Origin of the sequence: Mycobacterium mantenii (assembly GCF_010731775.1) — a bacterium.
In the GTDB taxonomy this organism is placed as follows: Bacteria; Actinomycetota; Actinomycetes; order Mycobacteriales; family Mycobacteriaceae; genus Mycobacterium; species Mycobacterium mantenii.
Map to the genome: position 1 here is coordinate 2,572,304 of NZ_AP022590.1, position 13,294 is coordinate 2,585,597.

12 protein-coding genes are annotated in these 13,294 nt (G+C 67.4%); 2 read left to right on the plus strand and 10 right to left on the minus strand.

Features of this window, described 5'->3' with window-relative positions; all coding sequences use genetic code 11:
* The 9 genes from octT to G6N50_RS11590 all read right to left on the minus strand — a co-directional run bounded on the left by octT (position 1) and on the right by G6N50_RS11590 (position 9,925).
* Positions 1-744: a diglucosylglycerate octanoyltransferase gene (octT, locus tag G6N50_RS11550; protein WP_083097007.1), complete on the minus strand. Its 744-nt coding sequence runs from the start codon at positions 742-744 to the stop codon at positions 1-3.
* The gene (gpgP, locus tag G6N50_RS11555; RefSeq protein WP_083097005.1) at positions 734-1,408 is read right to left on the minus strand and encodes a glucosyl-3-phosphoglycerate phosphatase; all 675 of its coding nucleotides are present in this window, start codon (positions 1,406-1,408) and stop codon (positions 734-736) included. The genes octT and gpgP overlap by 11 nt, the downstream gene beginning before the upstream one ends.
* Positions 1,405-1,800 carry a ribosome silencing factor gene (rsfS, locus tag G6N50_RS11560; RefSeq protein WP_083097003.1) on the minus strand — a complete coding sequence of 132 codons (396 nt, stop codon included), beginning with the start codon at positions 1,798-1,800 and terminating at the stop codon, positions 1,405-1,407. Before rsfS ends, gpgP begins: the two co-directional genes overlap by 4 nt.
* Entirely contained in the window at positions 1,797-2,465 is a 669-nt protein-coding gene (gene nadD / locus G6N50_RS11565; RefSeq protein WP_083097000.1) for a nicotinate-nucleotide adenylyltransferase, read from the minus strand. Before nadD ends, rsfS begins: the two co-directional genes overlap by 4 nt.
* 154 nt (positions 2,466-2,619) lie before the next feature.
* Positions 2,620-4,068: a vWA domain-containing protein gene (locus G6N50_RS11570; protein WP_083096998.1), complete on the minus strand. Its 1,449-nt coding sequence runs from the start codon at positions 4,066-4,068 to the stop codon at positions 2,620-2,622.
* Positions 4,069-4,078: 10 nt separating this feature from the next.
* Positions 4,079-4,966: an AAA family ATPase gene (locus tag G6N50_RS11575; protein ID WP_083096996.1), complete on the minus strand. Its 888-nt coding sequence runs from the start codon at positions 4,964-4,966 to the stop codon at positions 4,079-4,081.
* Between the two features lie 36 nt (positions 4,967-5,002).
* A complete protein-coding gene (locus tag G6N50_RS11580) occupies positions 5,003-6,262 on the minus strand; it encodes a glutamate-5-semialdehyde dehydrogenase (RefSeq protein ID WP_083096994.1) in 1,260 nt (419 codons plus the stop codon).
* A gap of 67 nt (positions 6,263-6,329) precedes the next feature.
* Positions 6,330-7,733 carry a mechanosensitive ion channel family protein gene (locus tag G6N50_RS11585; RefSeq protein WP_083096992.1) on the minus strand — a complete coding sequence of 468 codons (1,404 nt, stop codon included), beginning with the start codon at positions 7,731-7,733 and terminating at the stop codon, positions 6,330-6,332.
* The gene (locus tag G6N50_RS11590; protein ID WP_083097041.1) at positions 7,733-9,925 is read right to left on the minus strand and encodes an adenylate/guanylate cyclase domain-containing protein; all 2,193 of its coding nucleotides are present in this window, start codon (positions 9,923-9,925) and stop codon (positions 7,733-7,735) included. The genes G6N50_RS11585 and G6N50_RS11590 overlap by 1 nt, the downstream gene beginning before the upstream one ends.
* Before the next feature lie 156 nt (positions 9,926-10,081).
* Here G6N50_RS11590 and G6N50_RS11595 point away from each other — a divergent pair, with 156 nt between their 5' ends.
* Entirely contained in the window at positions 10,082-10,960 is an 879-nt protein-coding gene (locus G6N50_RS11595; protein ID WP_083096990.1) for a ribokinase, read from the plus strand.
* Here G6N50_RS11595 and G6N50_RS11600 read toward each other — a convergent pair.
* Complete coding sequence (locus G6N50_RS11600; protein ID WP_142275647.1) at positions 10,957-11,769, minus strand: GntR family transcriptional regulator; 813 nt, start codon at positions 11,767-11,769, stop codon at positions 10,957-10,959. The genes G6N50_RS11595 and G6N50_RS11600 overlap by 4 nt on opposite strands.
* 83 nt (positions 11,770-11,852) lie before the next feature.
* Between G6N50_RS11600 and G6N50_RS11605 the strand changes: the two genes are divergently transcribed.
* Complete coding sequence (locus G6N50_RS11605) at positions 11,853-13,283, plus strand: MmgE/PrpD family protein (RefSeq protein ID WP_083096988.1); 1,431 nt, start codon at positions 11,853-11,855, stop codon at positions 13,281-13,283.
* The last annotated feature ends 11 nt before the right edge of the window (positions 13,284-13,294 follow it).

Consider the following 13,294-nt stretch of genomic DNA (forward strand, 5'->3'; position numbering starts at 1 on the left):
CTACCCGCGGGGCTTCTCATGCGGTACGCCGGCCTGGGCGAGCGCCTTGAGCATCAGCTCCGCGACCGCCTGGTGGGCCTCGAAATTCCAGTGGATGCCGTCGGGGTTTCCCCGCCCACTCATAATATGTTCGGCGACAGCGGCTTTGAGATCGACCAGGGGCACCTCGTGGTCCTGCGCCCATTCGGTGATCGCCGCAGCGGTCCCCGTGCGCCCGTGGTGCGCCCTGCCGTAGGTGTCCGCAATGTGCACCGACGGCAGCGATGCCACCATCGGGATGCCGGGGCGATTGAAATCGATTGCGCCACGGGTCTGTTCGAGGTAATCGGCGCTCAGGTGCGGAGGAAGCGCCGATCTGGCAACCGGTGAGAGCCGGGGCTGCAGCCAGCCGTAGCCGTCGCGGACCCAGCGCCGCAGCCACGGCGGGCGCACATAGCGGATCAGCTCACGCAGGGCGGTGGGCAGCACCGACGGTAGTGAATCCATGCCGCCGGTGGCGAAGATGACCGCGCCGGCTTTGGGGAGCGCCGCCCAGGCCCGCGGGTCCTGGGTCGCCGCCCACCAGATGTCGCGGCACGTCCAGCCGATGCGGCCGATCAGCTCGACATCCCAGCCCAATTGCGCGGAGACGATATTCGGCCAGATTCGGGGATCGTCGGCGGGTAGCCCCCCGGTCGGCCCGTAGTAGGCCAACGAGTCGGCGAAGATCAGCAGTGTGGGCTTTTGCCGCTGCTCAGAGGACATCGTTGGACACCTGCGCCGAAGCGTTCCACACATCGAGACGCCAACGGATGCTGGCGAATTCGTCGGCGGGATCGTCGTTGTGGCCGGAAAGTTGCACCCAGCTGGCATTGCCCATGCCGCCCAGGATCGGCCAGGTGGCGACCGGAAGCTTCAGCAGCGCGGCCGACAGCGCGGCGATCAGGCCCCCATGGGCCACCAGCACTACCGGGCGATCCGGCCCGTCGGGGTCACCCCATTCCGCCTCGCCGGTTACCAGTTCGGTGACCAGCGGCACGCTGCGAGCGGCGACGTCGACCCTGCTCTCGCCGCCGTGCGGTGCCCAGGTGGCGTCCTCGCGCCAGGCCAGCCGGGCGCCGGGAGCCTGCGCGTCGACCTCGGTGTGGGTCAAGCCCTGCCAGTCGCCCAGATGGGTCTCCCGCAACCGCTGGTCGACCCGGATCGGCAGGCCGGTCACCTCCCCCAGCCTGACCGCCGTGTCGTAGGCGCGATGCAGATCCGACGACACGATCAGCAACGGCTGCAGCTTGCCCAGCACCTCGGCGGCAGCGATCGCCTGCGCCCGACCGAGTTCGCTGAGTTGGGAATCCAGCTGGCCCTGCATTCGGCTGCCGGCGTTGAAATCGGTTTGCCCGTGACGCAACATGATCAGACGGCGAATCTTCATCGCGTGCCCGACTCTGCGGAGTTGCCACGGTCCTCGTCCAGGTCTACCGGCACCACCGGGCAATCACTCCACAGCCGCTCCAGCGCATAGAAGTCGCGGTCCTCCTGGTGCTGAATGTGGACGACGATGTCGCGATAGTCCAGCAGCGTCCAGCGGCCTTCCCGCGTGCCCTCGCGCCGCGCCGGCTTGTAGCCCGCCCTGCGCATTTTCTCCTCGACCTCGTCGACGATGGCGTTGACCTGCCGCTCGTTGGACGCCGAGGCGATCACGAAGCAGTCCGTGATGGCGAGTTGGGCCGAGACGTCGATGACGATGACATCGTCGGCCAGCTTCGAGGCGGCGGCGCCGGCAGCCACCGCCGCCATGTCGATGGCCTCCTGGGTGGCGCTCATTGGTGATCCCCTGTGGTCAGGCGTGTTTCGCCCACGATTACCGGCGGCTCCGCATCGTCGCGGTAGAGGCGGCGCTTGGAGACGTACTGCACGACGCCGTCGGGCATCAGATACCACAGCGGACGTCGCTGCGCCGCGCGGCGGCGGCAATCGGTCGAGGAGATGGCCAGCGCCGGGATTTCGACCAGGGTCAGCGCGTCCTCGGGCAACTCACCCAGCACGCCGGTGACGTGTTCGCGTCGCAGCTCGTAGCCGGGCCGGCTGACGCCGACGAAGCGCGCCAGTTCGAACACCGTCTCCCAGCCCTGCCACGACAGGATGGAGGCCAGCGCGTCGGCGCCGGTGATGAAGTACAGCTCGGAGTCCGGGTTCAGCGCGTGCAGGTCGCGCAAGGTGTCCTTGGTGTAGGTGGGGCCGGCGCGGTCGATGTCGACCCGGCTGACCGAGAAGCGGGGATTGGACGCCGTGGCGATCACCGTCATCAGATACCGGTCCTCGGCGGCGGACACGTGCCGATCCTTCTGCCAGGGCTGACCGCTGGGCACGAACACCACTTGGTCGAGGTCGAACAGGTCGGCGACCTCACTGGCGGCAACCAGGTGGCCGTAATGGATGGGGTCGAACGTCCCACCCATCACACCTAACCTGCGAAGCTGCTTTTGCACGATGTGCCAGCTTACTTGAGCCGCTGTTACGGCCCCATTTCCCAGGCGTTGGTCACATGCGCCACATCCTGGGAGAGCCGCCCGCGAACATCACGCTGGCGCAACCGTGGCGCTCGAGCGTCACGCCAGCGCGGCGCAGGCACGAAGATCGACCTCACACCGGCAGCAGCTGGTCGATCACCGCGGCCAGCTGCTTGGCGGACCGGCACTCGTGCATCGGGATGACCTCTTGATAGCGCGGTACCGCCGAGTCACCGCTGCCCCAGAGATGCTTGGGCTCGGGATTCAGCCAGTGCGCGTGCCGGCTGGCGGTCACCATGTGGGTGAGCAGCTCGATCTCCGGATTGCGGTAATTGGTGCGCCCATCGCCGAGCACCAGCAGCGAGGTGCGCGGTGACAGCACGTTGGGGAACGCCTGCACGAACGACGCGAACGCGTTGCCGTAGTCGGAATGGCCGTCGCGACTGTAGACGCCCGACTCCCGGGTGATCCGCTGGATGGCCACGGCCAAATCGGCTTCCGGGCCGAACATGTGCGTCACCTCGTCGGTGGTGTCGATGAAGGCGAACACGCGAACGCGTGAGAACTGTTGGCGCAGAGCATGTACGAGGAGCAGGGTGAAATGGCTGAACCCGGCGACCGAGCCGGAGACATCGCACAGCACCACCAGTTCCGGCCGCGCCGGGCGCGGCTTGGCCAGCACCACGTCGATCGGCACCCCGCCGGTGGACATCGACTTGCGCAGCGTCTTGCGCAGATCGATCGACCCCGCCCGGGCCCGCCGGCGGCGGGCCGCCAGGCGGGTCGCCAGCGTTCGGGCCAGCGGCGCCACCACCCGCCGCATCTGACGCAGCTGCTCACCGGAGGCGCGCAGGAACTCCACGTTCTCGGAAAGCTGCGGAATGCCGTACATCTGGACGTGATCGCGCCCCAACTGCTCGGCGGTGCGCCGCTTGGTCTCGGAGTCGACCATCTTGCGCAATTGGGTGATCCGCTGCGCGGCAAGCGCTTTGGCGATCTCCTCCTGGCTGGGAGTGGGTTCGTCGCCGTAGGAGGCGAGCAGCCCGGCCAGCAGCTTGCCCTCGAGTTCGTCGAGCGCCATCGCCTTGAGTGCCTGATACGACGAGAAGGACGGGCCCCGGCTGGAGCTGTATTTTCCGTAGGCCTCGACGATCCGGGCGATCATCGCGACCAGGCGCTCGTCCATGTCGGCGAGATCGGGGTTGTCGGTCAGCAGATCCACCAGCATCTGGCGCATCGCCTCGACGTCGTCGGGCGGCAACGCGTTGTCGTCGGACGAGTCGTCGGCCTCGTCGTCGGTGACCACCGCGCGTGCCCCCAGCGCGGCCGGGAACCACAGGTCGAACATGGCGTCATAGGTCTCGCGGTGATCCGACCGGCGCAGCACCGCGCACGCCAGGCCCTCGCGCAGCACCTTCCGATCGCCCAGGCCGAGCGTCGCCATCACCCGGCCGGCGTCCACCGTCTCGGACGGGCCGACCGAAATCCCCGCCCCGCGAAGCGCTTCCACGAACCCCACCAGATGACCCGGCAGCCCGTGCGGGGCGAGCGGCCGGGAGGGGCGGATACGGCGGGTGGCCATCGCGGTCGTCCTAATTCAGCCGCAGCTCGCCGGTCGCGCGCTGCTGGTCGGATTGATGTTTGAGGACCACGCCGAGCGTGGCCGCGACGACCGCGTCGTCGATGGTGTCCAGGCCCAGCGCGAGCAGCGTGCGGCCCCAGTCAATGGTCTCGGCGATGGACGGGACTTTCTTGAGTTGCATGCCGCGCAGGACGCCGATGATGCGAACGAGTTCCTCGGCCAGGTGCGCGGGCAGTTCGGGAACCCGGGACAACAGGATGCGGCGTTCCAGGTCGGGACTCGGAAAGTCGATGTGCAAGAACAGGCACCGACGCTTGAGCGCCTCGGACAGTTCGCGGGTGGCGTTGGAGGTCAGCACCACCAGCGGCGTCCGCTCGGCGGTGATCGTGCCCAGTTCGGGAACGGTCACCGCGAAGTCCGACAGCACCTCCAGCAACAGGCCCTCGATCTCGATGTCGGCCTTATCCGTCTCGTCGATGAGCAGCACCGTGGGCTCGGTCCGCCGGATGGCGGTCAGCAGCGGACGCTGCAGCAAGAACTCCTCGCTGAACACGTCGTCCTTGGTCTGATCCCAGTCGCCTTGTCCGGCAGCGTTGCCGGTTTGAATACGGAGTATCTGCTTGGCGTGGTTCCACTCGTAGAGGGCGCGAGCCTCGTCGACGCCCTCGTAGCACTGCAGGCGCACCAGGCCCGAATCGGTGGCCTGGGCGATGGCGCGGGCCAACTCGGTCTTGCCCACACCGGCCGGGCCCTCCACCAACAGCGGCTTGCCGAGCCGGTCGGCCAGGAACACCGCCGTCGCGGTGGCGGTGTCGGGCAGATAACCGGTCTCGGCCAACCGCCGCGAGACGTCGTCGATGTCGTCGAACAACGGCTTGGGCCGGGCGGGCACACTCACAATCGGTTCTCCTAAAACACTTTCTGCACGCGGGTATCAGGCCGGACGAGTCTGTCCGTCTCCCCACGCAATCCATTTGGTCGAGGTCAATTCGGGCAGTCCCATCGGGCCGCGGGCATGCAGTTTCTGGGTGGAGATGCCGATCTCGGCACCGAAACCGAACTGCTCACCGTCGGTGAATGCCGTGGACGCGTTCACCATCACCGCGGCGGCGTCGACACCGTCCGTAAACTTTTGCGCCGCAGCCATATTGGTGGTCACGATGGCCTCGGTGTGTCCGGTGCCGTACTCGTTGATGTGGGCGATCGCGGCGTCGATACCGTCGACCACCGCCACCGCGATGTCCATCGACAGGTACTCGCGGCGCAGGTCGTCCTCCTGCGCATCCCTGGAAAAGCCACCGTGCACGGTCACGCCGGCGTCCTGCAGGGCGGTGACCAGCCGGGGCAGTGCCGTTTCGGCGATGCCGACGTCGACCAGCAATGTCTCGGCGGCGTTGCAGACGCTGGGCCGACGAGTCTTGGAATTCAGCAGGATTCGCTCGGCCACCTCCAGGTCGGCGCCTTCGTGCACGTAGACGTGGCAGTTGCCGACGCCGGTCTCGATGGTGGGCACCTGCGCGTCGCGAACCACCGCGTCGATCAGGCTCGCCCCACCGCGCGGAATCACCACGTCGACCAGGCCGCGAGCTTGGATCAGATGCGTTACCGTCGACCGGTCGTCGGCGGACAGCAATTGCACCGCATCGGCGGGCAAGTCTTCGCTGACCAGCGACGCCCGCAACACCTGGACCAGCGCCTGGTTGGACCGCGTCGCCGACGAACTACCGCGCAGCAGCACGGCGTTACCAGACTTCAGCGCCAAGCCGAAAGCGTCGACGGTGACATTGGGCCGGCCCTCGTAGATCATGCCGACCACGCCGAGCGGAACCCGTTGCTGTCGCAGCTGCAACCCGTTGGGCAACGTGTAACCGCGCAACACCTCCCCGACCGGGTCGGGTAGCCCGGCGACCTGGCGCAGGCCGGCGGCGATGCCCTCAACGCGCTTGGGGTCCAACGCCAACCGGTCGAGCATCGCGGTCGGTGTGCCGGCGGCCCGGGCGGCCTCCAGATCTTCGGCGTTGGCCGACAGGATCAACTCGGTGTGGGCGGCTATCGCGTCGGCCGCCGAGCGCAGTGCCTGGTCCTTGGCGACCGTCGGCAGCAAAGCCAAGACGCGGGATGCAACGCGGGCGCGGCGTGCGGCGTTGTGCACCTCCTGGCGCAAGTCAGGAAGCGATGGTGCTTGCAGACTCATTGAACCAGGGTATCGGGCGGGAAAAGCCCGGGTGAGGCGACCCGTGCGCAACCTTTTGCGCCCGCGATCAGCCGACCCGCTCGCCGTGGCGGGCACTGCGCACCTTGCTGCGCCGCTCTTCGATGATGTTGCCGAAGTTCTGCAGCAGCAGGGGCGCACGCATCACCAGATGCTCGATGTGCTCCCGATCGATCTCCAGCGCGGTAACCTCTTCCAGCGCGTACGCGCTGGCCAGGTTCGGTTGCCGCGTCAGCGCCGTCAGCCCCAGGAACGATCCCTCATCCAGCGTGCTGATCGGCACCATCGACCCGTCGTCCGCGGTGGTGGTCAGCTGCACCCGCCCGGCGACCACGAACGTCATGGTCGTGGGCACCTGGCCGGCGTACTCCACCACCTCGTCGGCGCCGTATCGGACGATCCTCGCCGCCGACCGCAGCGATCGCTGCTCCTCGGCGCCGATCCGCAATGCCGGCGCCACCACCGTGTGCAGCGCATGCTCCACGCGTTCGATCGTGGAGAAATCGTCGTCGGCGTCGTCGAGGTGCAGATTCTCCCGCCGCGCGGCATACCAGGTCCAGCGCAGGAAGGTCGCCTTGGCGGCGCCGGCGTCCGCGGGTGAGTTCAACCCGATGGTCGTCCGGTACTCGCCCGCGCCCGCCGGGATCGACCGCGGCACGCTGCCCGCCTTGAGCTGCGGCAATCCCTCGGCGATACGCGACAGCAGCGCGCACACCCGGTCCGGCGGGTCGACGCTGGAGAACATCGTCGTCACCGCCAGCTTGTGGGCGCCAGACGGACGACTGAGATTCGTGAAGGCGTTGCTGGCGAGCATCGAGTTCGGCATGACCCGAATTCCGCTGCCGGTGTCGATGTGCACGGCGCGCCAGTTCACCTCGACCACGCGTCCGCGGGCCGTGCCGGTGTCCAGCCACTCGTCGATGCGGAAGGGCTGCTCGAACAACATGAACAGGCCCGACACGATCTGGCCCACCGAGTTCTGCAGCATCAGGCCGATGACGACCGAAGTGACACCCAGCGCGGTGAAGATACCGCCGATCCGCACACCCCAGATGTACGACGACATCACCGCCAGACCGACACCGATCACAGCAAACCGGGCGCAGTCCAGGAAGATGGTGGGTAGCCTTTTGCGCCAACTCTTTTCGGGCGCACCTTCGAACATCGTCGCGTTGAGACCGGACAGCACGAGCACCAGCACCAGCAAGCCGAACACCGTGGTGAGGACGCGCACCGGAACGTCGCGGGACGGGACCTGGGAGGCCTGAACGAGCAGCAGCAACAGCGCGCCGAGCGGGAGCAGGTAGTTGCGCAGCAAGCCGACCTGCCGGGCCAGCGGGCTGTTCCTGCGCAGCAGCGCGTCATGCAGCTCGGTGAGAGCGATCAACCCGAGCGGTAGTCCGACCGCGATGCCGATCGCCCAGTAGAACCACGTCGAGTTGAAGACGTTCATCAGCGCTCCAGCAACCGGTAGATGGCCTGATCGACACCGCCGACCGAGATGGTGCCGGCGGGCGTGAACTGCCGAACATCCCGCATCGCCTCGTACACCTGCGCACTGACGTAGATGCCCGGCTGCGGTGAGCCACTGTGCATTTGATACGCCAAGCTGACCGCGCCGCCCCACATGTCATAAACCAGGCTGGAGCGGCCGACCAGCCCGCTCACCACGTTGCCCGTGTTCACACCGACCCGCAGACCCAGCTGGCGCGCCGCTTGATTGTTGAATCGATCGATGATGCGGCCGATCTCGAGGGCGAAGTCGACGGCGCGGTGAATGCTGTCCAGCCGGGGGGTGACCACCCCGCAACTGGCCAGGTAGCCGTTGTGGAATGTGCGAATTCGTTCGACGCCGAGAGTGTCTGCGGCCGAATCGAATTGCCGGAAGAGATCGTCGACGGTCGCGACCAACTCGTCTTCGGGCACGTCGTTGGAAAACTCGTCGAGCCCCACGATGTCGGCATAGATGATGGCGACGTCTTGATGCCTTTGGGCGATGGTCTCCTCGCCCTCGCGATAGCGCTGCAGCACCGATTCGGGCATCAGCGCCAGCAACAGGCGGTCGTTTTCCCGGCGCTGCTCGTCAAGCAGCTCTTCCTTGATCGCCAAATTCCGGCTCATCTCGTTGAAAGCCGCTGTGAGATCACCGATTTCGTCGCGCCGCCGGACCGGGATGTTCACCTCGTAGTCGCCGGAGCTGATCTTGCGGGTGCCCTCCTCGAGACGACGGACCGGCCGCACGGCGGCCTGGGCGACGAACAGCGAGGCCACACAGATGGCGAAGATCATTCCGGCGACGGCGATCACCAGATTCTTGCTGAACCTGCCGAGCCGGGCGAACGCATCGGAGTTGTCGCGCGTCGCAAGGATCGACCAGTGCAGGTCGGAGTTCGGGATGCTCAGCGGGGCATAGGCTTCCAACTCCCGGTTACCCAGATAGTCGGTGGCGCTGACCACGCCGCTCTCGCCGCGTTGGGCGGCGCGCAGCCCGGCGGTGTCAACCGGCTGCACCAGGGTGGTGCCGCCCAACCGGATCGCCCGGTCCACCACGTCGGGCGGCGTGCCGGCGTCGATCGCCGAGCGCCGGTATCCCTTTGGGTCCTCGATGAAATCCCGGGAATCGGAGCGCATCAGGTCGTCGGGGCCCGCCAGATACGTTTCGGTCGCGGGACCCATCCCGGCGGCGTCCCAGTGCCTGTCGGCGGTCATGATCTTGTTGATCTTGGCGACCGGCACCGGCAGCGCCATCACGCCGTCGAACTTGCCGTTCATGCCGATCGGTGACACCACCCACGCCGTCGGGGTGTCGAGCGCGGGCTGGTACTGCTGGAAATCGGTGATCCAGACGAAATCGAGGTCGTTGGACGCCAGGGCTTTCTGGTATGCCTCCCGCAGCTTGGATTCGCGGTACGGTCCGGTCAGGACGTTGGTGCCGAGGTCGGGGCCCTTCAACACGCTGTAGACGACGTTGCCCTGCATGTCCAACAGCAGGGCGTCCCGGTAGTCGAAGCGGGTGACGATGCCGCGCATGTAGAAGTCGAAACGTGCGTTGGCCGCCGACCAGGCGCTGCCGTCGCCGGCGTCCTGGATGGGCAGGGCATCGGGGTTCGGCCGCGGCCCGGCCGTGTAGTACGCCTGAATGTATTTCTGCGCGTTGGAACTTGGCAGGACGGCTCGAATATCGATGGTGTCCCCGGTGATTTGCTTGATCGGTCTGATCATGTCGTTGTCGTAGTAATCGACCAGCGACTGCTGTTGGGCGGGCGAGATCGTTGCGTTGCTCAATTGAGCGAAGCCCGCCGTGAGCGCCGTCGTCGCCTCGGTGATGCCGAACCCGCCACTCCAGGTGATCAGCGAATTCGACACCTCGCGGAACAGCGCCTGCACCGCCCGCTTTTGTGACTCGCGCATCTCGATCAAACGTTCCGATTCGACCTGCCGCAACGCGTTACGCCCGGACACCGCCCCGATGGCCCCGATCACCGCCACGCCCAGGATGCTCGACAGCAGCATCATGACCAGAATCTTGGACTGGATGCCGAAGCGGAAGCGCCCCAGGCGCTGCCGGCGGGGACGCTTGGTGGCCGGTTGGGCAGGGCCGGGATCGATATGGGGTTCAGCGTCGGTCAGCTCGCTCGTGGTCAATCGCCTGCCCCTTTTCTTGGGATTCAGCACCCCCAACGCAGCAGAATATCGTGCGGACATCGAGTTATTCAGCGTTTGCCGTGACGCGATTCGGCGTCGAAAGCGCTTGGTGGCCCTGGCGTGCTTCGCCATCCCGGCACGACTAACGTCGGCCTCATGGCAGGGGTCTGTGTGGTGGGCAGCGTGAATCTCGACCTGTCGCTGGGTGTCGACGCCCTGCCACGGCCCGGCGAAACCGTTTTGGCATCGTCGTTGACACACGCCCCCGGCGGCAAGGGCGGCAATCAGGCGGTGGCGGCGGCGCGCGCCGGCGCGCAGGTGCAGTTCGTCGGAGCGATCGGCGACGACGCAGCCGCCGGACAATTGCGCGCACACCTGGAGGCCAACGGCGTCGGGCTGGACGGAGCCATCGAAATTCCCGGCCCCAGTGGCACGGCCATCGTGGTGGTCGACGCGAACGCCGAAAACACCATCGTGGTCGCGCCGGGTGCCAACGGGCGGTTTACCCTGACCGACGACCGTGCCCGCGCGGTCGTCGGTGGCTGCGATGTGATGTTGACCCAGCTGGAGATCCCGCTGCGCACCGCGGTCGCCGCGGCGCAACACGCCCGCTCGTCTGGCGCGGTCGTCGTCGTGAACGCTTCGCCTGCCGGTCGGGACGCCGACTCGTTGGGCGAGTTGGCGGCCGCCGCAGACGTGGTGATCACCAACGAAGAAGAAGCTGATAAATGGCCATGGCGTCCACAGCATTTGGTGGTCACCCTGGGTGCGCGCGGCGCCCGCTACGTTGGCGCCGACGGCGAGTTCACCGTCTCCGCGCCGGCGGTGGATGCGGTGGACACCACCGGGGCCGGCGACGTGTTCGCCGGCGTGCTGGCCGCCAACTGGCCACCCAATCCCGGCTCGCCGGGCCAGCGGCGGATCGCCTTGCGGCGCGCCTGCGCGGCGGGTGCGCTGGCGACGCTGGTCGCCGGCGCCGGTGATTGCGCACCGGACGCCGCGGCGATCGACAAGGCGCTGCGGGACGCGTCCTAGCCCCCCTGTCCGCCCACGTCGTGGGCGATTCTCAGGCCGTCGCCGGTCTCCATCTCGTCCGCTGTCTGGCTGAGCAGCACGCGACTTCGGCTCGGCGACAGCAGGGCCGAGAGATAGTGATGCGGTGCGTCGGCCGCGTAGACGAGCCGGTTGACCCGCAACAGGGCGGCGCCGATCGGCATGTCCAGCAGGTGCGCGATGCGCGGGCCCGCGATTTCGGCGGTGATCTCGTGCCGCACCCGGTTCATCGTGATGCCGCTGTCGGACAGCAGCTCGTAGAGCGGTGCGCGCCGTAACGCGGTCTCGGTCAGCACCGGGGCCAGCTCCGGGGGCAGCCAGGCGTCGGTCACCATCAGCGGTTCGCCGGTCCTGCGTTGCCGCCGCACCCGCACGATGTGCAGCAACTCGCCGGTGCGCCCGAGGTTTTCGGCGACGGGCCGGGCGGGCGACCGCGTGCCCAATTCGACCACTTCGACCTCGGTCTCAAATTGGGTCTGGCGCAGTTCTTGCAGGTATGAGCGGCCGGCCGGCACATCGGCCGGGTCATGTTGGCGCACAAACGAACCAACGCCGTGCCGGCGATCGATGTAGCCCTGTTCGGCGAGGTCGGCCAGCGCGCGGCGCACGGTGATCCGAGACACCCCGAACTGGTCGCACAGGGTCTGCTCGGTGGGCAACGCCTCGCCGGGAGCGATGACACCGCGGTCGATCTCGTCGTGCAGTACCAAGAACAGTTGCCGGTGCAACGGCACGCCGGCGGTCGTGGTCACCGGCCCGGCCTTTGCGCTGCGCTGCTGCACGGTGCTCAATGCTCCCACACCGCCTCTCTTGCGCGATGCGATCAGTTGTTATAAACATATAACAACTGATCGGCAATCTACAGGGGGTCGCGATGACCGCGGTGCAGCAGTGGGCCGCCACCGATCCGGACGGCCCAACCGGGCGCCTTGCCGCCTGGGTCGCCGATCTCACGCTCGACGACGTCCCCTCCACCGTCGTCGACCGCGCCAAACACCTCCTGCTGGACGGCATCGGCTGCGCCCTGGTCGGGGCGCAATTGCCGTGGTCGCGCATCGCCACCGGCGCCGTGTTGGGCTTGGAGGGCACCGGCGACAGTGCCGTCATCGGTACCGGTCATCGGACCAGCGCGCCCGCGGCCGCGGTGCTCAACGGCACGTTCATCCAGGGCTTCGAACTCGACGATTTCCATCCGGTGGCCCCGCTGCACAGCTGCTCGCTGCTCATCCCGGCGTTGCTGTCGACGGCGTCCACACGTCTGGTGTCGACGACCGGCGCCGAACTCCTGCTCGCGGCCATAGCCGGGTTCGAAGTCGGGCCCCGCGTCGGCTACACCCTGCACGGCACCCAAATGCTTGACCGCGGATGGCATTCGGGCCCGGTCTTCGGCACCCATTCGGCGGCAATGGCTTCCGGCAAGTTACGCGGGCTGCCACCGGCGCAATTGGAGGATGCACTGGGCCTGGCCGCGACCCAGTCGGCGGGCCTGATGGCGGCGCAGTACGAAGCGATGAGTAAGCGCATGCACCACGGGCTGGCCGCCCGCAATGGGTTCTACGCGGCGGGGCTGGCGGCCGCCGGCTACACCGGCATCAAGCGGGTGTTCGAGCGCGAATATGGCGGCTTCCTCAGCGTTTTCGGCGAGGGCCACGATCCGGATGCCGCACTGTTGACCGGTGAACTCGGCCACCGCTGGGAGACCACCATCATCATGGTCAAGTCCTATGCCGCGATGGGTGGGCTGCACGGTGCCATCGACGCCGCCCGGCGATTGCGGAGTTCGGTTGCGCCGGAATATATCTCATCGATCGACATCACCGTCGGAGAAACCGTGTACAAACACGGCTGGTGGTTGCCGCAACGCCCGCTCACCCCGATCGGGGCACAGATGAACATCGGGTACGCCACCGCGGCCGCGCTGCTCGACGGCAACGTGCTGCCCGAACAGTTCACCGAAGCCCGCCTCGATTCCGACGACATCTGGTCACTGATCGCCGCCACGACCGTGCACCTCGACGAATCACTGGCCGACGCCGGCATCGCCGAGAAATTCCGCACCGATATCGCGGTGACCACCCGGGACGGAACCGCGCACCACGCGCGAGTGGCCCTGCCGCACGGCGCGCCCAACGATCCGGTCACCAACGACGAACTGGTGGCCAAGTTCCACGCCCTCGCCGACCGGGTCACCAGCCACGGCCGCGCCGCGGCGATCGAGCGCGCGGTGGTGGGGCTCGACGATCTGACCGACATCAACAACCTGATCGATCTGCTCGCCGGCCCCGTCTCGGGCGCGCTGGACTGAAAGGACGCAAG

Coding starts and splice junctions, on each gene's coding strand:
- gpgP (WP_083097005.1), bottom strand. CDS start 1,408: ATGAAGATTCGCCGTCTGATCATGTTGCGTCACGGGCAAACCGATTTC.
- octT (WP_083097007.1), bottom strand. CDS start 744: ATGTCCTCTGAGCAGCGGCAAAAGCCCACACTGCTGATCTTCGCCGAC.
- G6N50_RS11595 (WP_083096990.1), top strand. CDS start 10,082: ATGGCAGGGGTCTGTGTGGTGGGCAGCGTGAATCTCGACCTGTCGCTG.
- G6N50_RS11605 (WP_083096988.1), top strand. CDS start 11,853: ATGACCGCGGTGCAGCAGTGGGCCGCCACCGATCCGGACGGCCCAACC.
- G6N50_RS11570 (WP_083096998.1), bottom strand. CDS start 4,068: ATGGCCACCCGCCGTATCCGCCCCTCCCGGCCGCTCGCCCCGCACGGG.
- rsfS (WP_083097003.1), bottom strand. CDS start 1,800: ATGAGCGCCACCCAGGAGGCCATCGACATGGCGGCGGTGGCTGCCGGC.
- G6N50_RS11585 (WP_083096992.1), bottom strand. CDS start 7,733: ATGAACGTCTTCAACTCGACGTGGTTCTACTGGGCGATCGGCATCGCG.
- G6N50_RS11580 (WP_083096994.1), bottom strand. CDS start 6,262: ATGAGTCTGCAAGCACCATCGCTTCCTGACTTGCGCCAGGAGGTGCAC.